We start from the raw sequence: 25,534 nt of genomic DNA on the forward strand, positions 1-25,534 counted from the left end.
ATGTTTGAAAATATGGATTTTTCTAAAATGGGAGAACTTTTAAATCAAGTTCAAGAAAAAGCAAAAAATATAGAACTAGAACTTGCAAATCGTGAATTTAGCGCCAAAAGTGGAGCAGGACTTGTTAAAGTAAGCGCCAATGGAAAAGGTGAAATTATCGATGTTAGCATTGATGATTCTTTACTTGAAGATAAAGAGTCCTTGCAAATTTTACTTATTTCTGCAATTAATGATGTTTTGGCTATGGTTGCGCAAAATCGTTCCAATATAGCGAATGATGTTTTAGGCGGTTTTGGAGGTATGAAATTATGAAAAAAATTTTAATTATTTGCATGCTTTTTACTTTGTCTTTTGGTATAGAAAGACCTAAATTTGAAGATTTTTTAGCAGGTTATGAAAGAAATAAGGCAAGCATGCTCAACTATGAAGGAATGCCAGCTTTTGCACTCAGTGAAAATTTACTTGCTGTATTAAAACAACCTAATGCTAAGCTCAACAAATATGTAAAATACGATCCATTTTTAAATTTATATCTTGTAAGAACTGACTTTAGCCTAATCCCTACTCCTATGGGCGATGAAGAAAAACTTACTCGCAATGATTGGGTTGGAATTTGGGATCTTAATAAACCCTATATAGGGCATATTAAGTATTTAGCTCAAAATATTGATGAAAAAGATCAACTTGATTTTAATTCTAAAATAGGACTTTTAGGGACTCCATGCTGTGAAATGATGGGGATTGCTTTAAATAATAGCTCTTTTATAGGCAATCGCTATTTAAAACATTTTATGAAATATAACGATGTTTATTGGGGAGATATTGGCGTTGATTTTGTTGTTCGAGAAAATAAAATTTATGTTAACAATGTAAGAAAAAATCCACAATTTTTAATCAATGATCAAGTTATAAGTGTTGATGGTTTGCCCGCCAATGATTTAAGAAAACTCAATGAAAAAATTCTTTTTGCGGATCGCGGAAGTACTCTTTATTTTCAAGTGTTGCGTGATAATATGGATTTAAATATTTCTACCGAAGTTTTTGCAAAAGATTTGAGCAAATTTAACCTTCCTGATTCTAAACCAAAACCAAAAATTACAAATTTCACAAGCAATCTTGGTTTAACAGTTAATACTAGTCTTGTTGTAACCAAAATAGATCCAAAATCAAAAGCATCAAATGCAGGATTTATGGTAGGAGATAAAATTTTACGCGTTAATAATATTATTTTAAATAATTTTAAAGAATTACAAAATATTTTAAGCGCTGGTAATGACTTTAGCATCTTAATTGAACGCAAAAGTACTAAATTACCTTTATCAAATTTCAACAGTGAATTAGGCGGAAATGCCAACTCAGGTGGCGATGGTAAATTTCAATTTTTCATAAGGCTTACTAAGTGAATTTAAAAGAACTTTTTATCCATCACTTAGAAAAAAATCTACCCAAAGTTGAAAGCTTTCATCCTTTTTTCAATGAAGCTTTAGCTCTTATGCTAAAAGCAGGAGGAAAGCATTTTCGCGCACAATTGCTTTTAAGCGTAGTACAAAGCAATAAACCTGAACTTTTAAATCAAGCTTTAGATGTGGCTTTGGCTTTGGAATTTATCCATACTTATTCACTCATACACGATGATTTACCCGCTATGGATAATGCAGACTTTAGACGAGGAATTCCAACCTTACACAAAAGCTACGATGAAACTACAGCCATCTTAGTGGGCGATGCTTTAAATACTGAAGCTTTTTTAGTTCTAAGTCATGCTCATTTAAAAGATGAAATCAAAATCAAACTCATCAAAACCCTTGCCTTTAACGCAGGACTTAATGGAATGGTCATAGGACAAGCTATTGATTGTTTTTTTGAAGACAAAAAACTCAGTTTAAATGAACTTGAGTTTTTACATACACACAAAACCGCAAGATTGATCGCTGCAGCTTTAAAAATGGGTTGTGAAATTTGCGAACTTAACAACGAAGAAAGCAATCAAATTTACAAACTTGGTTTAAAACTAGGACTGATTTTTCAAATCAATGATGATATTATCGATGTAACTACAAGTCAAGAACAAAGCGGAAAGCCTACTAACAACGATATTCATAAAAATTCTTTTGTCAATTTGCTTGGACTTGAACAAGCCATAAAAACAAAAGAAAATCTTCTTAGTGAATGCGAACAAGACTTAGAAAAACTTAATGAAAAACTCGCACAAATGATACAAAATTTAATAATTCAATACTTATAAAGGCAAAAAATGGACATTCAAATTTTACAAGAACAGGCAAATACTCTAAGATTTTTAAGTGCTGATATGGTGCAAAAAGCAAACTCAGGACACCCAGGTGCACCTTTGGGCTTAGCAGATATTTTAAGTGTTTTAAGTTATCATTTAAAGCACAATCCTAAAAATCCCACTTGGCTAAACCGTGATAGACTTATATTTTCAGGTGGACATGCAAGTGCTTTGCTTTATAGTTTTTTACATTTAAGTGGCTATGATTTAAGCTTGGAAGATCTTAAAAATTTCCGCCAACTTCATGCTAAAACCCCGGGACACCCTGAAATTTCAACTCTTGGAGTAGAAATCGCTACAGGCCCTTTAGGACAAGGCGTTGCAAACGCTGTAGGCTTTGCTATGGCGGCAAAAAAAGCACAAAATTTACTAGGTAGTGATTTAATCGATCATAAAATTTATTGTCTTTGTGGAGATGGAGATTTACAAGAAGGCATTTCTTATGAAGCTTGTTCTTTAGCAGGACTTCACAAACTTGATAATTTCATACTCATTTACGATAGCAACAATATCTCTATAGAAGGCGATGTAGGTTTAGCCTTTAATGAAAATGTAAAAATGCGTTTTGAAGCACAAGGATTTGAAGTTTTAAGTATAAATGGACACGATTATGAAGAAATCAATAAAGCCTTAGAACAAGCTAAAAAATCCACAAAACCTTGTCTTATCATCGCAAAAACAACTATAGCAAAGGGCGCAGGAGAGCTTGAAGGCAGTCATAAAAGCCATGGTGCACCTTTGGGCGAAGAAGTGATTAAAAAAGCCAAAGCACAAGCAGGTTTTGATCCAAATATCAGTTTTCATATCCCACAAGCAAGCAAAATCCGCTTTGAAAGTGCTGTAGAACTTGGGGATTTAGAAGAAGCAAAATGGAAAGATAAGCTTGAAAAAAGTGGTAAAAAAGAACTTTTAGAAAGGCTATTAAATCCCGATTTTAGTAAGATAGCTTATCCTGATTTTAAAGGAAAAGATCTTGCTACAAGAGATAGCAATGGTGAAATTTTAAATGTTTTAGCTAAAAATTTAGAAGGATTTTTAGGCGGAAGTGCGGATTTAGGCCCTTCAAACAAAACAGAACTTCACGGTATGGGAGACTTTATAGAAGGTAAAAATATCCATTTTGGTATCAGAGAACACGCTATGGCAGCGATTAACAATGCTTTTGCAAGATATGGAATTTTCTTACCATTTTCAGCAACTTTTTTCATCTTTAGTGAGTACTTAAAACCTGCCGCAAGAATAGCAGCTCTAATGAAAATCAAACATTTTTTTATTTTCACGCACGATAGCATAGGCGTGGGCGAAGATGGGCCAACACACCAGCCTATAGAACAACTTAGCACTTTTAGAGCTATGCCAAATTTTTTAACCTTTAGACCTGCTGATGGGGTAGAAAATGTCAAAGCTTGGCAAATAGCCATAAATGCTGATATTCCGAGTGCTTTTGTACTTTCACGCCAAAAACTCAAAGCCCTAAATGAACCTGTTTTTGGAGATGTAAAAAATGGAGCGTATTTACTCAAAGAAAGCAAAGACGCTAAATTTACACTTTTAGCGAGCGGAAGTGAAGTTTGGCTTTGTTTAGAAAGTGCGAATGAACTTGAAAAACAAGGTTTTGCTTGTAATGTTGTTTCTATGCCTTGTTTTGAACTTTTTGAAAAACAAGATAAAGCTTATCAAGAAAGATTGTTAAAAGGTGAAGTTATAGGCGTTGAAGCAGCACACTCTAATGAACTTTATAAATTTTGCCATAAAGTGTATGGCATAGAAAGTTTTGGAGAAAGTGGCAAAGACAAAGATGTGTTTGAACACTTTGGCTTTAGCGTTTCAAAGCTTGTAAATTTTATCCTTAGCAAATAAAATGAATACAAATTTCAAATTTCAAAACAACACTCTTTTTATCTTTGGAATTTGGGATAAAACAAGCATTTATAAGTTAAAAATAAAAGATTTTTTAGCTTTGATCCAAAGCAAGGAAGTGATTTTTGATTTTAAAGATCTAAAAGCAATCGATACCGCTGGAGTGAGATTTTTCCTTGCTTTGGAAAATGATCTTAAAGATAAAAATATTAAAATCACCAAAGAAGGCTTAAATTCACGCTTTCAAACCCTTTTTGAACTTTGTGAAAAAAACTACCAAAGACTAAGCAAAACAAAAAAATCACATAAAAATTTCAGTGAATACTTTATCGATCTTGGAAAATTAAGTTTAGAACTTTTAAAAATTTTAAGAAAATTCATCAATTTCACAGGAGCTTTTTTCACAAGTCTTTTTTTATGCCTTAAAAATCCTAAAAATTTTCGCTTTATTGCTTTTTTATATCATATAGAAAATTCTGCTTTTAAAGCCTTGCCTATAGTTATTTTAACTGCTCTTTTAGTAGGAGTGGTTTTAGCCTATCAGGCCGCTTATCAACTCGCACAATTTGGAGCCAATATTTTCATAGTAGATTTGATGGGAATTTCAGCCACTAGAGAACTTGCACCTTTAATCGCTGCCATAGTGATCGCAGGAAGAAGTGCAAGCTCTTATACCGCACAAATTGGAGTGATGAAAATCACTGATGAAATTGCAGCTATGAATACTATGGGTTTTCGTTCTTTTGAATTTATTATTATTCCACGTGTTATGGCTTTGGTAGTGGCTATGCCTTTAATCGTTGCCATTAGCGATGCAATCAGTATTATAGGTGGAATGATGGTTGCAAAATTAAATCTTGATATTTCAATTGCCGAATTTTTAAGACGCTTTAGAGAAGCTGTAGATATAAAACATATCTTTATAGGACTTGCAAAAGCACCTATTTTTGGATTTTTAATAGGGCTTATTGCTTGTTTTCGTGGTTTTGAGGTAAAAAACACTACACAAAGCATAGGAATTTATACCACAAAAAGCGTTGTAAATGCTATTTTTTGGGTGATAGCTTTTGATGCTTTATTCTCTGTTATTTTAACTTCTGCAGGAATTTAAATGGTTATTAAAGCGCAAAATATCATTACAAAATTTGGAGAAAAAATCGTCCATGATGGCGTAAGTTTTGAAATCAAAAAAAACGAAATTTTTGGTATTTTAGGAGGTAGCGGAAGTGGAAAATCCGTCCTTTTAAAACAAATGCTTATGCTTGAACATTTTGATGGTGGAGAATATGAAATTTTAGGCTATAAGCTTAAAAATATCAACGAAGAAGATACACTCGCTTTGCGTAAAAAATGGGGTGTGGTTTTTCAGTTTGCTGCACTTTTTAGCTTTTTTAATGTTTATGAAAATATCGCCATTCCTTTAAAAGAATACACTCATTTAGATGAAAATAGCATACAAGAACTGGTTTTAATGAAGTTAAAAATGGTAGGTTTAAACGAAAGTGTTTTAAAACAATTTCCAAGCGAACTTAGTGGTGGTATGCAAAAAAGAGTGGCAATTGCTAGAGCTTTAGCACTTGATAGTAAGTTACTTTTTTTAGATGAACCTACCTCAGGACTTGACCCTCATAGTAGTCGCGAATTTGACGATTTGGTTTTAGAATTAAAAAAAAGTTTTGATTTAAATATCATTTTGGTTACACATGATAAAGAAAGTATGAAAAATTTACTCGATCGCTTTATCATTTTAGAAAATAAAAAAGTTGGATTTTGCGGTACTTATGAAGAATTACGCCTGCAAAATGAACAACTTTTTAAAAGATTTATGGAGTAAAAGTGGAAAATAGAGCAAATTATTTTTTTGTAGGACTTTTTGTTTTTGGAGTGTTTTTTGCAAGTCTTGGTTTCATACTTTGGCTTGGTGGATACTCTAAAGAAGAAAGTTTTAAGTATTATGAAATTCACACACAAGAATCCGTTGCAGGACTTGGCATAAAAGCACCCGTAAGGCTTTTGGGCGTGGAAGTAGGTAGCGTAGAAGAAATCAGCATTTACAATCAAGATGAACTCGGCGTTAACATACGCATTAAGGTCAAAAACAATACCCCTATAAAAGAAGACACCTTTGCTACTTTGCAACTTCAAGGTATCACAGGACTTAAATTTGTCCAACTTCAAGGCGGAAGCAAAAATAGCAAAGATTTAGTATCTATACAGGGAAAACTTCCAGTCATTCCTTTTAAAGAAAGTTTTTTAGCAACCATAGACAGACAAAGTGAACATATTTTTTCTTTGGTTAAAACGGCCGATGATAAATCAAAAGAACTTTTAAGCGAAAAAAATCTTAAAAATCTAGAAATCTTTTTGCAAAATCTAGCAGAATTAAGTGCAAATTTAAATGCTAATTCTAAAAATTTAAGCCTTAATCTTTCAAACACAAGTTTAAAAATAGGAAAAATGGCTGATAATATAAGCCTTAGTGCGCAAAATTTCAACTCCAGTCTTAAAGACATAAAAGAAAGCACGATGATTTTAAAAAATTTCATAAAAAAAGCTGATGAAAAATTAAACACTTATGATGATATTAAAGCATCTTTGATGCAAAATTTAGAGCTTTTTAAACGAGTTTTAATTGAAAGCAATATTCTAATAGAAAATTTACAAAATAGCCCTGCTGATTTGATTTTTAAAGAAACTAAACCTAAACTAGGACCAGGAGAAAAATAATGCTAAAGCAATTATTCTATATTTTGACTTTTACTTTTATATTATGCGGATGCTCTTTAAGACACGAAACCATCAACAAAAATGAAAATATCATATTAAAAGATGAAGGAATAGACTCAAATATTTTTTTTAAAAAAACCGGTAAAATTCTTAAAATTCGCAATGCAAATGCACCTTTGTATTTAAACTCGCGAGCTATTGTTTATATAGATAATGGTTTTAGCAACAAATACGCACATTATTTCTGGGGAGACTTACCAAGCAATCTTTATTCTTTTTTAATTTTGTCAAAATTTGAACAAAGCAATATTTTTACAACCTTACTTTCTTCAACAAGCTCTTTAAATGCGGATTATGCCCTTGAAAGCAGGATTAACTCTTTTGAACAAATTCTTAACAACAATGAAAACTACGCTCAAATTTCTATAAGCGTAAATTTCATAAATCTTGAAAATAATCAAATAATAGCTCATAAAATTTTCAATACTAAAGAAAAAATAGGAAAAAAAGATATCCGCTCTACTTATAATGCTTTTCAAAAAGCCTTAAATAAAATTGGAAATGAGATTGTTTTTTGGGTAAATTCTAATTTATCCTAATTTAGGAACACTTTTTGCTTTTTAAATATTTAGCAATATTTTTGAAAGGTAAACAATGAAAAGTGATTTAGATATATTTAAAAAACACTTAGGCGAAATTCAAAGCGTGAATGAATTTAAAGCAAATCAAATTTGCTCTCAAATCAATGATGCAAATGATTTTATAGGAGCACTTCAAGTACTTGATATGTCTTTAAAAAAAATAGAAAAAAGCATTCTAGAAAGAATAGATGAAAATTCAGATGATATGCAAAAAAGAACTCTTGATGCCACAGCATCACAACTTATACAAAACTGCTCTTTCATGGGAACAGCCCTTTTTGGAAATATTTTCAATGTTTATGTTGGTAAAAAACTTTTTGAATTTGAAATTGCTAATCCACTTTTAATTCTTCAAACAAGTAATTACGAAGGTGTATTGGCCTATATACAAGATAAAAGAGATGAAATAAAAATCATTCTATCAGAGTTAGCAACCGCAATCACCATGGGCGAAACTATGGATAATGCTGGAATTTATAACTCTACAATGGATTTTAAAAATTTATTTAAATAAGAATAGTAATCATTTGTTCTCTTTAAGCGAATATAATATATTTTAGCTTAAAGAGATTTTCCAAACTCTAAAAGAGAGTTAGGCTACGAATAAAAAGGGGGAGGGAAATAGCCTAACCCAAACGAGATCTTAAAAGATCTCTTTAAACTAAAATAAATATTTAGATAATTTAACAATTTTTATTAAATTATCTAAACCATATTTATGTTTTAGTTTAATACGATGTGACACTTTATTCTAATAACACTTAATATATGATAAAAATATTATTTAGTAACTTAAATTATTAAAGAATATTACTACAATATTATTTAAAAAATTTTAAATTTTTAGGATTTTAAGAAAAAAATATTATTTTTATAATTTAATATCATATCATAGAAAGAATTTCAGCACGCCCATTAATCACAGCAACACAATGTTCATAATGAGCCGCATTAAGCCCATCAATACTTCCAGCATCCCATTTTCCATTATAATGTTTTGGTGTTCCATCTTTTTGGCATATCATAGGCTCTATGCAAAACACCATTCCATTTTTAATTTTAGGGCCACTTTTTGCACTCGCACCTTTTTCTAAATAGTTTAAAATTTCAGGCTCTCCATGGGGCTTTCGTCCTATACCATGTCCACAATATCCACGAAGCGGGACAAAACCTCTTGCATGGATAAATTCGCCTAAAGCAGCTGAAAGTTCCTTAAAACGCATTCCATCATGAATAATATCTATAGCATGATATAACGCGTCTTTAGCACAAGAGATTAAAGCTTTATCAGTGGGTGAAACTTCTCCTATAGCAATAGTTCTTGCTGCATCCCCATAATACCCATCAATCAAACTTCCCACATCAAGACCTAAAATATCACCCTCTTTGATAATTTTATCATCTGGAATTCCATGGATACAAACTTGATTTAAAGATGTACAAATGGCACCTGGAAAACCATAAAGCCCCTTAAATGATGGCTTGGCACCAAGGCTTAAAATATAATCTTCTGCCATTTTATCAATTTGTTTTAAACTCATTCCTATTTTAATTTCATTCTCTAAAAAATTTAAAGTTTTTGCTACAATTTGATTTGCTATTCTTAATTTTTCTATTTCATCTGGTTTTTTCAATTCTATCATTTTATTTCCTTATAAATTTAGCCAAATTTTAGCAGTATTTTTTAAAGATTCAACATCGCTTGAAGCATAAAAATGCAATCTTGCTTTATGATTTTTCAAATCTATATTTTCTCTTTCTTTAAGAAATTCAACTATAGCATCTCCTGAATGAATTAATTTTGTTTTATCGCCAAAATACTTACTTAAAGAACGACCTAGTAAAGGGAAATGAGTACAAGCGAGTATCAAAGCATCTGGAGTTGTGATATTTTTAAAATAATACTCCATAGCACTTTGCAAAAAATCTCCTTCAAAAATACCTTCTTCAACCATAGGCACAAAAAGCCCTGTAGCTAAAGCATTTATATTTGTATATCCTTGAGATAATAAACGCTTTTGGTATTCTTCTGATTTAATGGTTGCTTTTGTTGCAATGACTAAAATTTCTTTATTTTTATCATGTAAAGCTTTTATCGTTGCTTCAACCCCTGCATCAATTACGCCATATACTGGAAAATGTGCTTTTGCTTTTAAAGCATCTAAAGCATAAGCACTAGCAGTATTACATGCAATGATAAGCATATCAATTTGAAATTGTTCAAAAAATTCCAATGCTTCAAGACAGAACTTGATAATAGTATCTTTATCTTTTACCCCGTAAGGAACTCTTGCGGTATCTCCATAATAGATAATTTCATCAAAAAGTCTAGCTTCATAAAGAGATTTTAAAACACTAAGCCCCCCTACTCCGCTATCAAATACACCTATTTTCACTTTAATACCTTCTTGCTCCTATATAACGAGCCTTCCAATAAGAACTATTTAACTCGACTTCTTTTACTCCACCTTTAGTAGATAAATGTATAAATTTTCCCTTGCTCGTATAAATACCAACATGCATACCATTTGGCCCTCTACCTGTCTTAAAAAATACCAAATCTCCTGTTTGCAATTTTGATTTAGAAACTTTTCTCCCAGAACCTAATTGAGTTTTTGTAGTGCGAGGTATGCGTATATTAAGCTGAGCTAATGCACTCTGCGTAAATCCTGAACAATCAGCACCTTTTTTAGTAGTTCCACCTAAAACATAAGGAGTTTTTTTCCATTCATTTGCTATAGTCTTAAGTTTTGTTTCTTTATTTGTATTATAAATCGGGCGAGTATAGTTTAAATTCTGATAAAAACTACATCCACTTATAAAGAATACAATCGCGATGATGAAAAAAATATGTCTCATCAGTCCCCTTAAGATCGAGTAGCAAAGAATTTAAGATAAATAAAACCCCAAATCCCAGAACAAAATGAAGCTATGAGAATAGCTAAATTATCTGCATAATTAAAAATATCACTAACTTCATACGCCAAACCATCGATAAACAAACTCATTGTAAAACCGATACCTGTAAGTATACAAACCCCATAAAGTTGTTTCAAATTTGAACCTTGGGGCAAGGCTGCAAATTTAAAGCGGATTGCCAAATAAGAAAACAAAAATACACCCACTTGTTTACCCACAAAAAGCCCCAAAAAAATACCTATACTTACACCTGAAAAAATTGCTCCCATATCGATATTGGATAAATTTACCCCAGCGTTAGCAAAAGCAAATAAAGGCAAGATAACAAAAGCGAGCCAAAATTTTAGACTTTCATAGATTTCTTCTAAAAATGCTTCTCCATTTTTAGTTTGCATCGGTATAAAAAATGCTGTTATGATTCCAGCTAAAGTTGCATGCACACCACTTTTTAAAACACTAATCCAAAGAATAACTGAGCAAATAAAATAAAAAGACTTTCTTGTTATTCCTAAAATATTTAAAACAAGCATTACCAAAATAGCAATTCCTGCAACGACAAAAGCAACTATTGATAATTTTGTCGTATAAAAAATAGCTATAATTAAAATAGCACCCACATCATCAAAAATAGCCAAAGAAAGTAAGAAAATTTTTAAACTTGATGGAATATGCTTACCACACATCATTAAAATCGCTAAGGCAAACGCTGTATCTGTAGCTGTAGGTATAGCCCAACCTTTTAAGGTATAAGCATCTCCTATATTCACCAAAGCAAACAACATTGCTGGTATGAGTATACCCCCTAAAGCAGCCATAAAAGGTAAAACAATATTTTTAGGATTTTTAAAATCCCCATGCAAAAATTCCTTCTTAAGCTCAAGCCCTATAGCAAAGAAAAATATAGATATAAGCCCATCATTTATCCAAAGCAAAAAAGGTTTATTAAGCTCAAATTCACCTACACTAAATCCGACTTTTAAATTTAGAAATTCTCGATAATGTTCGCTAAAAGATCCATTTTGTACAAGCAAAGCAAGCAAAGTACAAACTATAAGTAAAACACCACCAAAAGCCTCGTTTAAAACTAAAGTTTTTAATTTATGTACTATATTATTCATTTAACAATCTTAAGATAAATAAAACCAACAATGGCACTTAAAAAACTAGCTATTAAAATAGCAAGTTTATCCGCATGTTCAAAAATATCACTATTTTTATAAGCCAAACCATCAATAAACAAACTCATCGTAAAACCAATGCCTGTTAAAATACATATACCATAAAATTTTCCATATTTAATATTTTCAGGTAGTTTTGCAAGCTTAAGTTTGACAGCAATAAAACAAAAAGTAAAAACACCTAGTTGCTTTCCTAAAAATAATCCTAGAATAATTCCAAGGCTTACAGGCGAAAATACCGAACCAAGATGCATATCTCTGATATCAATCCCAGCATTAGCAAAAGCAAATAAAGGCAAGATAAAATAAACCACCCAAGGATTTAAATCCTTAAGAACTTCATGCAAATAAGGTTTTTTATTTTTTGTATCAAGTGGTATAAATAAAGAAATGATCACACCAGCCAAAGTCGCATGTACTCCACTTTTAAGCATAGCTATCCATAATACAACACCTACTAACACATACAAAGAAAGATGGGTGATGTGATAATAATTTAACAAAAGCAGAGCAAATATACAAAACAAACAAATAATAATCGCCAAAGCTGAAAGCTGGTCTGTATAAAATAAAGCAATAATAACAATAGCGCCCAAATCATCAAAAATAGCTAAAGAAAGTAAAAAAAGCTTTAAACTTGTAGGAATTTTATTTCCTAAAAGCATCAAAATGCCTACTGCAAAAGCTATATCAGTTGCTGTAGGTATTGCCCAACCTTTCATAGCAAAATCATGGGAATAATTAATAGCAGCAAAAATTAAAGCAGGAGTAATCATACCCCCCAAAGCTCCAAATATAGGTAAAGATACAGCTCTTATATTTTTAAGCTGTCCGCGTAAAATTTCATATTTTAACTCAAGCCCTATACATAGAAAAAATATAGCTATCAAACCATCATTTATCCATAAATCCAACGACTTTGAAATTTGAAAATGATCAAATCCTACTGTAAAATTAGCATGAAAAAAATCTGTATAAATAACACTTAAAGAAGAATTTTTACATAATAAGGCTAAAAATGTAAAAAATATAAGCAAAATACCAGGGAAAGTTTCACTTAAAACCATCTTCTTTATCATTTGCATCCTTGCTCCTAAATAAATATTATAAAAATTTAATACGATAAATAAAATGGCAAAATTATAACGAAAAAATACTAAAGAAATAATTATTTAAAAAAACAAGCTCAAGATACCAACAAGTTCTTAAGCTTGTTCTTAAGATATTTAAGCGTAAATATCCAAACCACTAGAGCTAGAAACTTGTGGAGCGGAGGCTTGAGAGACACCTTCCATACCTTCGATGAGTTCATTCATCAATGCCTCGTTTGTGTCCATAGATTTTTTCAAAACTGAAGTATTAACAGCAGTCATTAAATTAGCATTACCCATAGAAACATCTGAAACCATATCATCCTCCTTTTAGATTGAGTCTTAAGACTTTATTTAAATCGGATGATATTTTTAAAACTTAATATTTTTTACTAAACTTTTTAAAATTTTTAAGGAAACCAATATCTGAAATTAAAAATCATAAATTTTTTAAAATAAAATCCTATTTTAAAAAATTTTACACTATGAAGCAATAAGCAAAATATAAATGGTTGATACTTTTAGAAGCAAATTAAATAGATAAAATTTTACTTCAATAAATTTAAGTTTTATCTTATTTTATACTATTTATAATATAATCAAAAATTACAACTTAAAAGGCTATTACAATTATATAGGAGTTTGCTAATGTTACTTAATACACCTTGCAGGGGAATAGTAGATACAAATTTTGAAAGTAAAAGAATTAGTATAACTTCAACTTTAAAATCTCAAGAAAAAAAAGAAAAAGTAGAAGCTAAAGCTGAGAAAGAAGAAGCAAATAAAGACAATAGCGATTCTACAAACACAGATACCAACAAAAAAGATAAACTTTTGGATATATCTACTTAATCTAAAATATGCTATAACCATCTCCTTGAAGAATACACAATAAATGATTTTTTGATTTTTATTAACACTAAAAAAGAAAAAATTAAAAATACAAAAACAATATCCCAAAGTGCATAGCTTAGAAGAAAGACTTGCGATACTTAAAAATAACCCATATTAAATCACAAAAATAAGATATATTTAAAAATTTATTAAAATATATCTTAAATATAATTAATAAAAAATATTATCGATACAAAAGCTTATTTTTTAGTTCTATTTAAGATTTTTAATATTATACTAGCCATTATTTATTTTGATAATAAATATTATTTTTATCAAAAACCAAGGATAATGATAATGAAAATTTTTAAAATTGTATTTTTAATTATAAGTATTTCTTTATCAAGCTCAGCTTTTGCTAGAGTAGATGATTATATTAATGAAGCAAATCTTATCAAAGACATGCTAAAACAAAGCATAGAAACTTACAAAAAGGGTGATAATCTAGGTGCTAAAAAGCTTAGCGAAGATGCGTATTTTCAACATTTTGAAAATATGGAAGGCCCTATAGGAAGAAACATAGGAAGAAAAGCCATCACCATGGAGCGTAAATTTGTAAATTTGCGTCATATGTATAAAGATGAAGCTCCTTTGACACAAATTAATGCTTTAATTGATAGTCTTTATTATGATCTTGATGAAGTAGCCCCAATCTTACAAAATGGATATCGTTTAAAAGCAGAAGCAAGCGATACAAACTATGATAAGGCTAAAGCTGAAAAATCAAGCCTAGAAGCCAATGCCAAACGCGAAGCTGATGCAGAAGCTTTAATCGCACAAATGATGGGCGTGGATAAAAAAGATTTAGCACAAAGTTCTTTAACCACCCAAGCTTCTACACCTGCAAACAACGACACAAGCAAACTTACAGATGATAATGCAAGCGCTGATTTACAAGCTGCTGCTGCAATGGACGCAAGATTGCAATTTATACTAGATAATATCTCTACCAAATTTTCACAGGCAGCTAATGCTTTTAAAGAAAAAAACTACCAAGCTAGTAAAGATTTTTTAAATGATGCCTTATTTAGTGATTATCGCAATACCAAAGTAGAAATTTTAGTAAATAAATTTACCAAAGCAGGAAACGATCAAAAAATTCAACAAGCCATACGCACCCTTATACGCCAAATCAACGATGCAAAAATAGATGAAAAAGGCTTAAGAGATGGCTTAGATAACATAGAAGAACAAATTTTTGATGTTTTCTTACAAATTCCAAATTCAGAACTTTCAAGTTTGCAAATTTCAGGCTTTAATGATGAAACAAAAGGCAAAGATTACGCCAAAGTTTCTAATGATATCAAACTTGCTTTAGATGGAATTTTAAAAAATTATGATGGCTTTAGTGCTTCTATAGTAGATGATTTACAAGGAATTTATCTAGATATTTTTGAAGCAAGCGGTATGGAAAATAAAATCGGTGCTGTAGATAGCGGCTTAAAACTTAAAATAGAAAGTTTATTTTCCAAAGGCGTGGCACTGATTAAAGCAAGTGCAGATAAAAAAGAGCTTGAAGCTACTTTTAATGACTTAGAACAACTCATAGCAAGCAGCGTGGATAAAATTCAAGATTCTACTCCTTATTCGCTGTTTATATGGGCTTTAGGTATTATTTTGCGTGAAGGCTTGGAAGCTTTGATTATCGTTGTAGCCATTGTTTCTTATCTTGTACAAAGTGGTAATAAAAATCGTCTAAATATCGCCTATAGTGCTCTTTTTACAGGAGTGATTTTAAGTTTTGTTACCGCTTTTGGAGTTTCTTGGCTATTCAAAGAAAATGCAGGACAAAGTAGAGAGCTTATAGAAGGTATTACCATGCTTATAGCCGTATTACTACTCTTTTATGTGGGCTTTTGGCTACTTTCAAACGCACAAAATAAAAAATGGACAAGCTTTATCAAACAAGGTGCTATAGATGCTATATCAAACAATAGTGCAAAAACCCTTTGGATCACCGTATTTTTAGCTGTTTATAGAGAAGGTGCAGAAACTGTGCTTTTTTATCAAGCCTTGCTTTTTGATGCTAAAACAAGCACTGATTTTAGTGCTGTTTTTGGCGGGCTTGGACTTGGAATTTTAATACTTATTGTTTTATATTTTCTTTTAAAAGCAGGAGCCATTCGCATACCTGTAAAACAATTTTTCTATATCACTTCTTACATTATTTTTTACATGGTTTTTGTTTTTACAGGCAAAGGCATAGCCGAACTCATAGAAGGAAAAGTCATTATTCCTAGTCTTATACCTATGAATTTTGAACCGATTTTATGGCTTGGAATTTATCCTTACTATGAGACTTTAATCCCTCAATTTATAGTTTTGATTATGCTAATTATTGGCATTTTAATAACAAAACAAATTTCAAAAAAAGGAGTAAAATCATGATAAAAAAAGTTTTATCAGTAGTTGCTGCAGCTGCGGTTATTAGTACAAATTTATTTGCAGGTGAAGTGCCAATTGGCGATCCAAAAGAACTTAATGGCATGGAAATAGCCGCTGTTTATTTACAACCTATTGAAATGGAACCAAGAGGTATTGATTTAGCTGCATCTTTAGCAGATATTCACCTAGAAGCTGATATTCACGCACTTAAAAACAATCCAAATGGTTTTCCAGAAGGTTTTTGGATGCCTTATTTAACCATAGCTTATGAACTTAAAAATACCGACACAGGTGCGATTAAACGCGGAACTTTGATGCCTATGGTGGCTGATGATGGTCCTCACTATGGTGCAAATATCGCTATGGAAAAAGATAAAAAAGGTGGCTTTGGCGTAGGAAATTATGAACTTACTTTTTATATCTCAAATCCAGAAAAACAAGGTTTTGGACGCCATGTTGATGAAGAAACAGGCGTGGGTAAGTGGTTTGAACCTTTTAAAGTAGATTATAAATTCAAATACACAGGCACGCCGAAATGATTTTACACTCGGATTTTCCGAGTGTTTAAATATTTTTATTTTTATTGAAAAATTAAAATAACAATGTTTAAAGAGTAAATTATGAGTATATATTTTGTGCATTTTCTTATCAGTGTTTTACCGCTAAGTATTTTAATGGCCTTTATCACTCCTGATAAAAAATATATTTTTAAAAGTTTTTTAGTAGTTTTTTTGGGCTTTTTATTTGGATATTTTGCTTTTTTTATCGCAGCACAATTTTTAAAAACCGAAAATTTAATCTTTAATTTTGATTTTGTTTTTATAGGTTTATTGCTAGTAAGCTTTATATTTTATTTTTGGAAAAAAATTGAAATTTTAAATTTTATTTTATTGGGAATTTTAAGTTTTTGCACCGCTTTGCATTATTATTTTTTAAGTCAAGATTTCCCTATTTTTACTAGCTCTTTAATCGATAGCGAAGGTATAAGTTCTTTAGGTTTTATTGCTTTAGCCTTGCTTGTTTGTATTTTGATTTTCTTCTTTTTAAAATGGCAAAAAAATTTTAATCAAAAAACAAGCTTTATGCTGTTTTTACTGCTTATCCTTATAGAAAGTGATAAAGCTCTAGCCAATATCTTGCTTACTTTAATGCGAAATTCCATCATAGAAACTCATACTTTTTTGGTGAGTTTTGTAGGAAAAAGTAATTATTTTGGTGTTTTTGGAATTTATGTTTATTTAATTTTCATCGCTTTTTTAGCATTCTTAAGCTTAAAAATTCGCAAAAAAAATATAAGTAAAAAACAAATTTTAGATATAAATTATCGCAAAAACGAAGCTAAAACAAGTCTTATTAATCGTTATTTTTCCAGTGTTTTTATCTCCTGTGTTATAAGTTTTTGCATTATTTTATACTTTTTTATGGTAAGCTCTAAGCCTTTAACCATAGATGAGCCTAAAGAAATTTTACCCGATAAGAATGGCAAATTTATCTTTGATATAGCTCTTTTAAGGGACAACAAACTTCACCGCTTTGCTTATATCAGTGCTGAAGGCAAAGCGATAAGGTTTTTTCTTATCAACAAAAGAGAAGATAGGGATTCTCCTGTAGCTGTTTTTGATGCTTGTATGATTTGTGGAGATATGGGCTATATCAAAAAAGATGGGCAACTCATTTGCATTTCTTGCAATGTGCGTATTTTCTTACCTAGTGTAGGCAAAAGCGGGGGTTGCAATCCTATCCCACTCAAATACGAATACGATGGTAAAAAAATCACCATAGATGTTAAAGATGTAATAGCAGGATCTAATTATTTTAGTCAAATCAAGGAAATTGAAGTGCAAGATCCTATATCAAAAACAAAAATTATAAACACCCAAGCTCCTTTTTCTTATAGCTATAAAGGGATTACTTATTATTTTTCAAATCAAAACAACTATGAAGAATTTAAAAAAGATCCTACAAAATATGTAGAAGAAAACGAAGCCCAATTTTTAATCCAAAGGAGAAACGATGTTGGCTAAAATGATTTTTAACTCTATATTTAAAAACAAAATTCAAAAATTTTTAGCCTTTCTTACTTGTTTTTTAGCCACGCTTTTGCTCTCTACTATGCTAAATATTACCCTAAGTATAGGCGATGAAGTAACCAAACAACTCAAAAGCTATGGCTCTAATATCCTTGTTTTACCCAAAGGCTCAAGTCTTAGTATAGAAATAGGTAACGAACTTTATGAACCCTTAAAAAACAAAAACTACCTAGAAGAAAAAAATTTATACATGATTAAAGACATTTATTGGCGTAACAACATCACCGCACTTGCTCCTTTTTTAGAAGGTAAAATCACAATTGAAAACTCCCAGCAAAAAGCACTTATTTATGGCACTTATTTTCAAAAAGCCATAAAAATTAAAGATGATGATGATTTTATCACAGGTATAAAAAGTCTTTATCCTTATTTAGCAGTGCAAGGAGAATGGGCAAAAGATGATAGCAATGAAATCATGCTAGGCGAAGACTTTGCTAAAAACAATAAACTAAAATTAGGAGATACTATCAAACTCACAGGAGAAAACAATCGAAGCAAAGAAGCAAAAATCGTAGGCATTTTACTTCATGCCAATCCTAAAATGTCGAATAAAATCATCGCTCCTTTAAATTTAGCTCAAGATTTACTCAACAAACAAGGGCTTTACTCAAGTGCAGAAGTAAGAGCTTTTACCATACCTGAATCAGCCCTTTCTGAAAAAGTGCGTCGCATGGGCGAAGAAAAATTAGATCAGTTAGAATATGACAAATGGTATTGCTCAGCCTATGTAGGCTCAATCGCTAGTCAAATTAGCGATGGCTTACCAGGTGCTGATGCAAAAGCTCTAAATGCTATAAGCGATGCTCAAAGCTTGGTGGTTAAAAAGATCCAATCCTTAATGGGCATTACTTGCATTATTTGTCTTATTGTTGCAAGTATTGCGATTTCAAGCCTGATGAGTTCTGAAATTCATCGTAGAAAAAAAGAAATAGGACTTTTAAAAGTGCTTGGTGCTAATACTTTTCAAATTTATCTCATCTTTGCTAGTGAAAATTTAATCGTAGCTTTATTTGCTGCTTTATTTGGATTTATTTTTGGCACAGCACTTTCTCAAATCATCAGTCTTAGTATTTTTGGATATTTTATTGATATAGCCTTTGTAGCTTTACCTTTAAGCTTTATTTTTGCAGGACTTATTGCCTTACTAGGTTGCTTGCTTCCTATCAAAAATATCACACAACTTTCAGCTGCAGGAGTGCTTTATGGTAGATAAGTTTTTCCTTAATGAGCTTTTTAAAAGCATTAGCTTTTCTTATCAAAGACTTTTTATTATAGTTTTAAGTGTTTTTATAGGAGCACTTACTTGCTCAGCTTTTTTAAATATTTATTTTGATATTGACACCAAACTTTCTAAAGAATTAAAAGCCTATGGAGCAAATGTAATGATAAGCCCTAAACAGGATGAAAATTTTATCTCCAATGCTGAGTATGAAAAAATAAAAGAAAATTTAAAGGCTAGAGCTTTAACTCCTTTTTTGTATGATTTTTTAAATTTAGGCAGTACAAGCGGAGTGGTTTTAGGCACTGATTTTAGGGCTTTAAAAATCACTAAACCTTTTTTAGAAGTTAAAGAAGGAAGCTTTTCTCTAAATGATTTTGATGAAAATTCAGCCTTTTTAGGGGTTAATTTAGCCAAGCAACTAGGCCTAAAAACAGGCAATGAACTTCAAATTTACAATCCAAACAACGGAAAAAGCATAAAACTTACCATAAAAGGCATACTTTCAAGCAATGATGAATTTGATAGCATTGTTTTAGCCCCTTTAAGCGTGGTGCAAAATTTAAGCGATAGAGCCGGTATTAACTATGCTAATGCTGTAGTTTATGGAAATTTTGATGAAGTTAAAGCCAAAACACAAGCAATCAACAATGAATTCATCGATGCAAAACCTATATCTTCAGTATCCTTAAGCGAAGGTTTAGTACTTGGAAAAATCAAAGCTTTAATGTTTTTAATCATACTTGTAGTATTGATCATAGTCACTACTAGCGTTAATACGACCTTAAGTTCTATTATATTTTCTCGCAAAAAAGAAATCGCACTGCGTTTAGCCTTGGGTGCAAAAAAAAGTGAAATTTTTAAACTTTTTGCTAGTGAATGCTTTATAGTAAGTTTTTTTGCTAGTTTAATCGGAGCTTTTTGTGGGATATTTTTAGCCAATGTCTTTGGTTATTTGATTTTTAATTCTAGTATTGATTTTAGATTTATAGCTGTTTTTATAGCCTTAATCATTTCTTTGATTTTTGCCTTTTTGGCTGCATTTTTTCCTATAAAAAGAGCATTAAAAATCAATGTGTGTGAAAATTTGAAAGGTGAATGATGAAAAAAGAACTTATTAAAATAAACAATTTAAATAAAGAATTTGGCAAAGTTAAAGCCTTAAACAATATCAACTTAAGCGTCTATGAAGGAGAATGGCTTGCCATCATGGGTCCATCAGGAAGTGGAAAATCAACGCTTTTAAACATACTATCACTCATGGATACTCCAAGCTCTGGAGAGTATATCTTAGACAATGAAAACCTAGAGCAAATGGATGAGGAGCAAAAAATCACCTTGCGTCGTGAAAAAATAGGACTTGTCTTTCAACAATTTCATCTTATCCCCTATCTTAACGCCTTAGAAAATGTTATGCTCTCTCAGTATTATCACTCAAGCGTAGATGAAGAAGATGCTAAAATGGTTCTTGAAAAAGTAGGACTTTCACATAGACTCACTCATTTACCTAGCCAATTAAGTGGCGGAGAACAACAAAGAGTTTGTATAGCAAGAGCTTTGATCAACAACCCAGAGCTTTTACTCGCAGATGAACCCACAGGAAATTTAGATGAAGCCAATGAACAAATCGTTCTTCAAACCTTGCAAAAATTAAAAAATGAAGGCAAAACCATAGTTTTAATCACACACAATCCTGATTTAGCCAAATTCGCAGATCGAACCCTTATCTTACAACATGGGGTGTTAAAATGAAAAAAAGCCTTTTAATCTTAAGCATTTTGTTTTTGCTCAATGCTTGTTCTTTTGAAAATTCAAAAGATACTGGAAAAGTTGGAGAAAAAAGCGCTGAAATTTCAGCTAAAGATACTTTAGGAAAAGCTGTAAAACTTGCTGATGATAATACAAGTTTAAAAGTTTTGGTCTTTTTTCAAAATGGTTGCCCTTCTTGCTTAAAAGAACTCCCTTCTTTGGATGAATTCATACAAAATCATCCCAATAAAATCAGTGTTTATGCTATAAATTCCATCGATAATGCCAATGTGGTTAAGGTTTTAGCCGAACAATTTGACTTTAAAAATGTAAAAGTTTTAAAAGACGATCTTAAAATCACCAATGATCGTTATGCTGTGTTTGCAACCCCTACTACCATCATCATTAAAGATGGGATGATAAAAGATAGAATTTTAGGAGAAAAACCATGGGAATTTTTCGAATCCAAGCTTATTTCTTTGCTTTAATCATAGCTTTATTTTTTGTAGCTTGTGATAGTGGAGAAAATTTTAAAGCTTTAAATAGTGATAAAACCTATAATTTTGCCTACAATGGTTTTGAAAAAAGCCTAAAAATAAATGATAAAGCACAAAATTTTGCCTTAATATTTTTCACAAAAGATTGTGGAGTTTGTAAAGAACAAATTCCTATTTTACAGAATTTGGCTAAAAATTATGATTTTAATATCTTTGTGGTTTTAGGCGATGCAAACGATGCAAACGATGCAAAAGCTTGGGCTGATGAAAAAGGTTTATCTAATTTAGCAATGTTTTATGAAAAAAGAGCAGCTAAATACCTTTCAAGTGCCATTGGGGAAATATATGGAGTACCTGTACTTAGTTTTTTCAAAGAAGGAAAAATGGATGAAAAATTCATAGGCTTAACTCCTTATAGCATACTTGAAAAAGAAATCAAAAAAGTAAAAAGCTAAAAATTTACTTTAAAGCTTTTTATCTCCTATAAAATATCCATAAAGCTCATAGCTTCCATCTTTTTTCATCAAAATTACAGGATATTTTTCACTATAACCTTGTTCCATTCCTGGGCTTCCTTGCGGCATGCCAGGAGCTGAAATTCCTATAACATCTTTAGGTTTGTTTTCAAGCAACCAGCTTACAGCACTTTCAGGAACATGCCCTTCAATAGCATAGCCTTCCATCACACCTGTATGGCAACTTTGATACTCATCTTTTATACCCATTTTTTCTTTGATTTTAAGAAAATCATTGGTTTTATGAACACTAACCTCATAACCCTTAGCTTTCATATAATCAGCCCAAAGATCACAACAGCCACAAGTAGGACTTTCATAAACTTGTATTTCCTTAGCCTGCGTAAGAGTAAGTAAAAAAAGAATGGTTAAAATTGTTTTTTTCATAATCGCTATCCTAAGTAAAAAATATATAATAATACTTTTATAAAGTTAATACCATCACATTTTTAACACTAAAAATGAATTTACAAAAATTTAATCAAAAAAAGATTTTTAATGAGTGCTGATTTTGTCTTTACAGCAAAGATATAAAAGATAAAACGATTTTAAAAAACTAGAAATTTTTAACTTAAAAAGCTTAAAATTTAGATATATTTTATACTATGTTGTTTATAGTCAAAACCTTTATGGTGTGAAAGCTCTAAAATAATAGAGCTTTCAAGTATTATTTGAAATTATAGCGCTTTGAAGAGATACCAGAACGACAATTAACGCCATTGCTTAATTTTATAGGTCTATCAAAATGATCACATTCAATATCCCATTCAGAAGCCCAATTTGTTTTTCTATCTACAACTAAGAATTCATTATAATAAACAGTCTTTCCTTTTGCTATTTCTTGTTTCATTACTTTTAAAGCCCTTTGAACACCTTCATATTCATGCGGATCATCTTTTTTGATACTTTCTATAGCATAAATCTCTAAGTTATCAGTATTGAATTCATCTTTCATTTCTTCTTTAGCATCTTCTAAAGCTATTTTTGCATAGGCATCATCTCCTCCTGATACTTTAACTAAATTAGAATCATGTATAGTGATAACACCTGCAAATGCTGACACATTTAAAGCAACTAAAGCTGCTAACGCTAAACCTAATTTTTTCATTTTAATCTCCTTGAATTGAATTTTGTATATTTTAATTATTTTTCAAATCTTTTGCAAGATAATTTTTAAATTTATCTAAATTAAATTTGCATTTTATCTAACAATCATAAGAAATTTTAAAATGAAATAAAAATTTATGAGAAATCAACTCTTGTTTGAAAATGATAAAAGTAAGTGGTGCGGATGAAAGGACTTGAACCTTCACGCATTGCTGCACCAGATCCTAAGTCTGGCGTGTCTGCCAATTTCACCACATCCGCTAAAGTGGTACGCCCAAGAGGATTCGAACCTCTGACCTACGGCTTAGAAGGCCGTTGCTCTATCCAGCTGAGCTATGAACGCATATAAAATCTTGGTGGTGCGCCCGATAGGAATCGAACCCATAACCTACAGATCCGAAGTCTGTCGCTCTATCCAGTTGAGCTACGAGCGCTAGTGGGGTGAGTGATGGGAATTGAACCCACGACCCTCAGGACCACAATCTGATGCTCTAACCGACTGAGCTACACTCACCATTTTGTATAAATTTATAAAAAATGGTCGGGGTGAAAGGATTCGAACCTTCGGCCCCTTGGTCCCAAACCAAGTGCGCTAACCAGACTGCGCTACACCCCGAATAAATAAAAGGAAATATTTTATCACAAAATAATTTTAAAGTCAAGGATTTTCATCTCTTATTCTTAAAAACACCGGAAAGCGAGGTAAGGAATTTTTGGTTAATCCATTAAATTTATAAGTCACAATACTACCAATTTTTGGAGGATTTTTTCTATCTTCATCTTTTAAACCACTGCCTATTTTAATGATTTGTCCATTAGGCATTTTACAAAGTAAGGCACCTACTTGATTTTCAAATTTACCCTTACCCTTGCGAAATCCTACTAACTCACACTCTGCATCATCATAGAGTTTTAATTTCATAGCATTTTTACTTCTGCCTTTTTCATAAGGACTTAAATTTTTGCGTATGACAATACCTTCACCTTGATTTTTTATAATGCTTTCGTAAAATTGATTTAAATTATTTTGATTTTCAACTGGAATTTGAGGAATAATTTTTATATAGGCACTAGGATATTTTTGCAAATACTCTTCTAAAACAGCCAAACGATTTTTAAGGGTGCAAGTAGAAATTTTAAATTCTTCACAAGCATTTGGCACATCAAAAATATTATAAGTTACTTCCTTCCATAAGGTCAAATTGCTATCGCCACTACGAATTAAAGCTGAAATTTCATCAAATTTATTTCTTGCTATCCAAAGCTCACCATCAATAACAAAAGGAGGGAAATTTTTTGTAAAAAAGTCAGGAGTTTTTATTTTGTAATTTTGGCGAGTTTTTAGATATTTCCCATCCCAAATTCCACGCACTCCATCAAGTTTTTCGCTCATCAAATAAGCATTAAAATCTTTAGAATTAAAATCTTGCTTATCGAATTTGCTAAGAAGTAAAATTTCATTAGCAAAAACTAAACAAGCGCAACATATTAAAAAAATAAATCTCATCAAAGCAGATTAATCATATATCCAGTTGCATCTTTTTGAATATTATAATTATAAGTTCCATCAAGATATATTACAAGTCGATAATATCCTTTATGAGATCCAAAGTCTATGCGTTTAAAAATAGAATTACTAAGGCGTATATTTTTTGTAGGGCTAATCAAATTAGATCTAAAATCTATAACGATTTTGCTTGGATTTCCTACTGAAAAATCTGTGATCATTTCATCACTAGTGTTAAGTTTTATTTTGTTTTTATAAACCGCGTAAGAAATAAAATCATAAATCTTTGCAACCTGCAAAGGTATTTCAACATTGGCTGTTGAGTTTGATTCTTGTTTAGAGCTATTTTTTTCAGGTATAGTAACTGAAACATCAAGTACTTTTGAAGGATCAGGGCTTTTAAATCTTGATATAGTATAAGTATCGTGCCAATCAATACTTTTATTGACATCTAAATCGATCTTATCTTCACTTCCATCTAAATTGATATAATTAAAAGTGATGCTTTTTAAAATTCTTGCACTAGAATTAAATTTAACTTCCTCTTTTTGAAATTCAGGTGGAGCAACCAAGGTTATATTTTGATCTGTCTTGAAAGGATTTTCATCAGCATATAAAAGAGAGGTAAAAATAAAAAATATTGCCAAAATTCTAGTTTTCATTTGGGTATAATCCTTTTAATTCAAAATAATCTTTTTGTGCTTTAGCATTTTGTTCTTTGAGCAAAATAATCTTTTTATTAAGCTCTTCTTTGGTATTTTCTAAGCTTAATAAAGTATCTAAAGAATACTGCCCAAAAAACATATTGCCAAAATAAATCGCTCCAATTACAACAAGAAAAGCCCAAAAAATCATTTTTATA

At 31.0% G+C, this 25,534-nt stretch carries 29 protein-coding genes and 5 tRNA genes; 18 read left to right on the plus strand and 16 right to left on the minus strand.

The window, feature by feature from the left end:
* Genes AJ930_RS09635 through AJ930_RS09675 form a run of 9 tightly spaced genes read left to right on the plus strand, consistent with a single transcriptional unit; the run spans nt 1 to nt 8,035 of the window.
* Nucleotides 1–312: a YbaB/EbfC family nucleoid-associated protein gene (locus tag AJ930_RS09635; RefSeq protein WP_002871256.1), complete on the plus strand. Its 312-nt coding sequence runs from the start codon at nt 1–3 to the stop codon at nt 310–312.
* A complete protein-coding gene (locus AJ930_RS09640; RefSeq protein ID WP_070275273.1) occupies nt 309–1,403 on the plus strand; it encodes a PDZ domain-containing protein in 1,095 nt (364 codons plus the stop codon). Before AJ930_RS09635 ends, AJ930_RS09640 begins: the two co-directional genes overlap by 4 nt.
* Nucleotides 1,400–2,245, plus strand: a complete 846-nt coding sequence (locus AJ930_RS09645; protein ID WP_004298095.1) for a polyprenyl synthetase family protein — start codon at nt 1,400–1,402, stop codon at nt 2,243–2,245. The genes AJ930_RS09640 and AJ930_RS09645 overlap by 4 nt, the downstream gene beginning before the upstream one ends.
* A gap of 9 nt (nt 2,246–2,254) precedes the next feature.
* On the plus strand, nt 2,255–4,153 hold the full coding sequence (tkt, locus tag AJ930_RS09650) for a transketolase (protein ID WP_070275274.1): 1,899 nt from the start codon (nt 2,255–2,257) through the stop codon (nt 4,151–4,153).
* Nucleotide 4,154: 1 nt separating this feature from the next.
* Nucleotides 4,155–5,264 (plus strand): ABC transporter permease, encoded by a 1,110-nt coding sequence (locus tag AJ930_RS09655; RefSeq protein WP_070275275.1) that lies wholly within the window; start codon nt 4,155–4,157, stop codon nt 5,262–5,264.
* On the plus strand, nt 5,265–5,987 hold the full coding sequence (locus tag AJ930_RS09660) for an ABC transporter ATP-binding protein (protein WP_070275276.1): 723 nt from the start codon (nt 5,265–5,267) through the stop codon (nt 5,985–5,987).
* Nucleotides 5,988–5,989: 2 nt separating this feature from the next.
* The gene (locus AJ930_RS09665; RefSeq protein WP_002871261.1) at nt 5,990–6,880 is read left to right on the plus strand and encodes an MlaD family protein; all 891 of its coding nucleotides are present in this window, start codon (nt 5,990–5,992) and stop codon (nt 6,878–6,880) included.
* Nucleotides 6,880–7,479, plus strand: a complete 600-nt coding sequence (locus tag AJ930_RS09670; protein ID WP_070275277.1) for an ABC-type transport auxiliary lipoprotein family protein — start codon at nt 6,880–6,882, stop codon at nt 7,477–7,479. The genes AJ930_RS09665 and AJ930_RS09670 overlap by 1 nt, the downstream gene beginning before the upstream one ends.
* A 55-nt stretch (nt 7,480–7,534) precedes the next feature.
* Nucleotides 7,535–8,035 (plus strand): flagellar FLiS export co-chaperone, encoded by a 501-nt coding sequence (locus AJ930_RS09675; protein ID WP_002871263.1) that lies wholly within the window; start codon nt 7,535–7,537, stop codon nt 8,033–8,035.
* Nucleotides 8,036–8,405: 370 nt separating this feature from the next.
* Here the strand turns inward: AJ930_RS09675 and map are convergent, their stop codons facing one another.
* From map to AJ930_RS09705, 6 genes are all read right to left on the minus strand, one after another.
* Entirely contained in the window at nt 8,406–9,164 is a 759-nt protein-coding gene (gene map / locus AJ930_RS09680; RefSeq protein WP_002856112.1) for a type I methionyl aminopeptidase, read from the minus strand.
* A gap of 9 nt (nt 9,165–9,173) precedes the next feature.
* Nucleotides 9,174–9,917 carry a glutamate racemase gene (gene murI / locus AJ930_RS09685; RefSeq protein WP_002871264.1) on the minus strand — a complete coding sequence of 248 codons (744 nt, stop codon included), beginning with the start codon at nt 9,915–9,917 and terminating at the stop codon, nt 9,174–9,176.
* Between the two features lies 1 nt (nt 9,918).
* Nucleotides 9,919–10,380 carry a C40 family peptidase gene (locus AJ930_RS09690; protein ID WP_002871265.1) on the minus strand — a complete coding sequence of 154 codons (462 nt, stop codon included), beginning with the start codon at nt 10,378–10,380 and terminating at the stop codon, nt 9,919–9,921.
* An 8-nt stretch (nt 10,381–10,388) separates the two neighbouring features.
* Nucleotides 10,389–11,558, minus strand: a complete 1,170-nt coding sequence (nhaA, locus tag AJ930_RS09695) for a Na+/H+ antiporter NhaA (RefSeq protein ID WP_032603390.1) — start codon at nt 11,556–11,558, stop codon at nt 10,389–10,391.
* Nucleotides 11,555–12,703 carry a Na+/H+ antiporter NhaA gene (gene nhaA, locus AJ930_RS09700; RefSeq protein ID WP_070233508.1) on the minus strand — a complete coding sequence of 383 codons (1,149 nt, stop codon included), beginning with the start codon at nt 12,701–12,703 and terminating at the stop codon, nt 11,555–11,557. The genes nhaA (AJ930_RS09695) and nhaA (AJ930_RS09700) overlap by 4 nt, the downstream gene beginning before the upstream one ends.
* A 141-nt stretch (nt 12,704–12,844) precedes the next feature.
* The gene (locus AJ930_RS09705; protein WP_002856010.1) at nt 12,845–13,027 is read right to left on the minus strand and encodes a YjfB family protein; all 183 of its coding nucleotides are present in this window, start codon (nt 13,025–13,027) and stop codon (nt 12,845–12,847) included.
* Between the two features lie 330 nt (nt 13,028–13,357).
* Between AJ930_RS09705 and AJ930_RS09710 the strand changes: the two genes are divergently transcribed.
* The 9 genes from AJ930_RS09710 (at nt 13,358) to AJ930_RS09750 (ending at nt 21,998) form a co-directional block, all read left to right on the plus strand.
* Nucleotides 13,358–13,561 (plus strand): hypothetical protein, encoded by a 204-nt coding sequence (locus AJ930_RS09710; protein WP_002870596.1) that lies wholly within the window; start codon nt 13,358–13,360, stop codon nt 13,559–13,561.
* A 339-nt stretch (nt 13,562–13,900) separates the two neighbouring features.
* Nucleotides 13,901–15,991 (plus strand): FTR1 family iron permease, encoded by a 2,091-nt coding sequence (locus AJ930_RS09715; protein ID WP_070233507.1) that lies wholly within the window; start codon nt 13,901–13,903, stop codon nt 15,989–15,991.
* Nucleotides 15,988–16,527: an iron transporter gene (locus AJ930_RS09720; RefSeq protein ID WP_002778842.1), complete on the plus strand. Its 540-nt coding sequence runs from the start codon at nt 15,988–15,990 to the stop codon at nt 16,525–16,527. Before AJ930_RS09715 ends, AJ930_RS09720 begins: the two co-directional genes overlap by 4 nt.
* Before the next feature lie 81 nt (nt 16,528–16,608).
* Complete coding sequence (locus AJ930_RS09725) at nt 16,609–18,012, plus strand: Fe-S-containing protein (RefSeq protein ID WP_070233506.1); 1,404 nt, start codon at nt 16,609–16,611, stop codon at nt 18,010–18,012.
* The gene (locus tag AJ930_RS09730) at nt 18,002–19,291 is read left to right on the plus strand and encodes an ABC transporter permease (RefSeq protein WP_070275278.1); all 1,290 of its coding nucleotides are present in this window, start codon (nt 18,002–18,004) and stop codon (nt 19,289–19,291) included. Before AJ930_RS09725 ends, AJ930_RS09730 begins: the two co-directional genes overlap by 11 nt.
* Nucleotides 19,281–20,399, plus strand: a complete 1,119-nt coding sequence (locus AJ930_RS09735) for an ABC transporter permease (RefSeq protein WP_002862294.1) — start codon at nt 19,281–19,283, stop codon at nt 20,397–20,399. The genes AJ930_RS09730 and AJ930_RS09735 overlap by 11 nt, the downstream gene beginning before the upstream one ends.
* Nucleotides 20,396–21,049, plus strand: a complete 654-nt coding sequence (locus tag AJ930_RS09740; RefSeq protein WP_002860103.1) for an ABC transporter ATP-binding protein — start codon at nt 20,396–20,398, stop codon at nt 21,047–21,049. The genes AJ930_RS09735 and AJ930_RS09740 overlap by 4 nt, the downstream gene beginning before the upstream one ends.
* Complete coding sequence (locus AJ930_RS09745) at nt 21,046–21,534, plus strand: TlpA family protein disulfide reductase (RefSeq protein WP_002851267.1); 489 nt, start codon at nt 21,046–21,048, stop codon at nt 21,532–21,534. The genes AJ930_RS09740 and AJ930_RS09745 overlap by 4 nt, the downstream gene beginning before the upstream one ends.
* Nucleotides 21,495–21,998: a TlpA family protein disulfide reductase gene (locus AJ930_RS09750; RefSeq protein ID WP_070233505.1), complete on the plus strand. Its 504-nt coding sequence runs from the start codon at nt 21,495–21,497 to the stop codon at nt 21,996–21,998. Before AJ930_RS09745 ends, AJ930_RS09750 begins: the two co-directional genes overlap by 40 nt.
* 9 nt (nt 21,999–22,007) lie before the next feature.
* Here the strand turns inward: AJ930_RS09750 and AJ930_RS09755 are convergent, their stop codons facing one another.
* The 10 genes from AJ930_RS09755 to AJ930_RS09805 form a co-directional block, all read right to left on the minus strand.
* Nucleotides 22,008–22,445 (minus strand): DUF411 domain-containing protein, encoded by a 438-nt coding sequence (locus tag AJ930_RS09755; RefSeq protein ID WP_070275279.1) that lies wholly within the window; start codon nt 22,443–22,445, stop codon nt 22,008–22,010.
* A gap of 280 nt (nt 22,446–22,725) precedes the next feature.
* A complete protein-coding gene (locus AJ930_RS09765) occupies nt 22,726–23,166 on the minus strand; it encodes a hypothetical protein (RefSeq protein ID WP_070275280.1) in 441 nt (146 codons plus the stop codon).
* 175 nt (nt 23,167–23,341) lie between these two features.
* A tRNA-Leu gene (locus AJ930_RS09770) sits at nt 23,342–23,426 on the minus strand.
* Between the two features lie 5 nt (nt 23,427–23,431).
* Nucleotides 23,432–23,508 (minus strand) — tRNA-Arg (locus AJ930_RS09775).
* 14 nt (nt 23,509–23,522) lie between these two features.
* Nucleotides 23,523–23,599 (minus strand) — tRNA-Arg (locus AJ930_RS09780).
* Between the two features lie 3 nt (nt 23,600–23,602).
* A tRNA-His gene (locus tag AJ930_RS09785) sits at nt 23,603–23,679 on the minus strand.
* Nucleotides 23,680–23,703: 24 nt separating this feature from the next.
* Nucleotides 23,704–23,781, minus strand: a tRNA-Pro gene (locus AJ930_RS09790).
* A 42-nt stretch (nt 23,782–23,823) separates the two neighbouring features.
* Nucleotides 23,824–24,672: a DNA ligase gene (locus AJ930_RS09795; protein ID WP_002911141.1), complete on the minus strand. Its 849-nt coding sequence runs from the start codon at nt 24,670–24,672 to the stop codon at nt 23,824–23,826.
* Nucleotides 24,672–25,334 carry a glycoprotein CgpA gene (gene cgpA, locus AJ930_RS09800; protein WP_002866836.1) on the minus strand — a complete coding sequence of 221 codons (663 nt, stop codon included), beginning with the start codon at nt 25,332–25,334 and terminating at the stop codon, nt 24,672–24,674. Before cgpA ends, AJ930_RS09795 begins: the two co-directional genes overlap by 1 nt.
* A complete protein-coding gene (locus AJ930_RS09805; protein ID WP_002839177.1) occupies nt 25,324–25,527 on the minus strand; it encodes a hypothetical protein in 204 nt (67 codons plus the stop codon). Before AJ930_RS09805 ends, cgpA begins: the two co-directional genes overlap by 11 nt.
* Between the last annotated feature and the right edge of the window lie 7 nt (nt 25,528–25,534).

This window comes from Campylobacter sp. BCW_6871, assembly GCF_001762325.1.
GTDB lineage: Bacteria > Campylobacterota > Campylobacteria > Campylobacterales > Campylobacteraceae > Campylobacter_D > Campylobacter_D jejuni.